Origin of the sequence: Actinospica acidithermotolerans (assembly GCF_018139625.1) — a bacterium.
GTDB lineage: Bacteria > Actinomycetota > Actinomycetes > Streptomycetales > Catenulisporaceae > Actinospica > Actinospica acidithermotolerans.
In genome coordinates this window covers 1-1,717 of record NZ_JAGSOH010000264.1, presented here as the reverse complement: position 1 = coordinate 1,717, position 1,717 = coordinate 1, and the positions used below count along the sequence as shown (strand labels likewise).

Annotated in this window: 2 protein-coding genes; both read right to left on the bottom strand. The window is 71.3% G+C overall.

Going from position 1 to position 1,717, the window contains the following annotated elements; translation table 11 throughout:
* Positions 1-593, bottom strand: a 593-nt coding sequence (locus KDK95_RS34550) for a response regulator (protein WP_212522574.1), incomplete at its 3' end; no start/stop codon positions are given.
* The coding region (locus KDK95_RS34545; RefSeq protein WP_212522573.1) for a sensor histidine kinase at positions 590-1,717 on the bottom strand (1,128 nt) is incomplete at its 5' end. The genes KDK95_RS34550 and KDK95_RS34545, both read right to left, overlap by 4 nt.

Below are 1,717 nucleotides of genomic sequence, written 5' to 3'. Positions count from 1 at the left end.
GCCGAGATGTCGCCCTCTGCCGCGCGCACGGCGTTGCGCACCAGTTCCAGCGTCGGCGCCGAATGTCCCTTCGCGGGCTGCTCGACGCGCTGCGGCGCCGGGCCGCGGAGCATGCCGAAGAGCGCGTCGACGTCGGACTGGTCGGCTTCCTCGCCGACCTCCGCCATCCGCGCGCGCAGGTCGCGGTAGGAGGCCAGCCGGTCGCGCAGGGCCTGGAAGCCGAAGGGCTTGACCAGGTAGTGCACCGCGCCCACCTGCATCGCCGCGCGGACGGTGGCCACGTCCCTGGCCGCCGTGATGATGATGAAGTCGGGGTGCTCGGGACGCTCGGCGATGGCGCGGACCAGGCCGATGCCGTCGCCGTCCGGAAGGTAGACGTCCATCAGCACCAGGTCGGGCCGCAATTCGTCCATCATGGCCATCGCCTGCTCGGCGCCGTGCGCCACGCCCGCGACCTCGAAGCCCTCGGTCCGCTCGACGAACGCGGCGTGGATCCTGGCCACCCGGAAGTCGTCGTCCACGACGAGGGTGCGGATCGCGCGAGCGATCTCTGGAGTCTCCTTCGCCTGAGTTTCCTCGAAAGACGTGCTCATGCCATCACCTTCGTAGTGCGCACTGACTGTGCCGGGCGTTCCACCGCGGCCGGAAGGGTCACCGTGAACACGGCGCCGGGGCCGGCGCTCACCTCGATGCGGCCGCCGAGCCGCTGCACCAGCCGGTGCACCAGGGCCAGGCCGAGGCCGCGGCGCAGCGTGCCGGAGCCCGGTTTCGTGGAGAATCCGTCGACGAAGATCGACTCGCGCGCGGTGTCCGGGATGCCGGGTCCGTTGTCGCCGACCTCGATCCGGATCGCGTCCTCGTCCTCGACCATCGAGACCGTCACCCGGCCCGGCTCCTCGGCGAGGCTGTACTTGCCGGCGACGGCGTCGAAGGCGTTGTCGATCAGGTTGCCCAGGATCGTCGTCACCGCCTGCGACTTCACCGGGACGTCGCCGAGCCATGAGTCCTCGGTCAGCACCAGGTCGATGCCGCGCTCGGCGGCGACCGCCGACTTGGCCAGGAACAGGCCGACGACCAGCGGGCTGGCGATCCGGGTGCGCAGCGACTCGGCGAGCCCGATCTCGGCGCTGCGCAGGTCGGTCAAAAAGCGCAGCGCCTCGTCCGTCTCGCCGAGCTCCAGCAGTCCGGCGACGGTGTGCAGGTGGTTCGCGAACTCGTGCTGCTGCGCGCGCAGTGCGTCCGTCAGGCCCTTGACGCTGTCGAGCTCGCGGAGCAGGCCGGAGAGCTCGGTGCGGTCCCGCAGGGTGACGACCGAGCCGTGCGGGCGGCCGGCGAGGATCACCGGCATCCGGTTCACGGCCAGGCAGTAGTCGTCCGTGAGCACGATCTCGTCCTTGCCGAGGATCGCGCCGCTGAGCACGTCGCGCAGCCGCCCGGGCGGCACGATGTCCTCGATCCAGCTGCCGATCCCGGTCGTGCCCAGGCGGAGCAGCCGCCGCGCCTCGTCGTTGACCATGGTGATCCGGCCCGCGCGGTCGAAGGCGATCATGCCCTCGCGGATGCCGTGCAGCACCGCCTCCCGCTCGTGCAGGAGCTTCGCGATCTCGTCCAGCTCCAGGCCGAACGTGCGCTTCTTGAGCCGGTGCGCGAGCAGCCAGGACGCGGCGGCGCCGATCAGCAGCGCGACGGCGAACCACTCGGCGTAGACCGGGAGCAC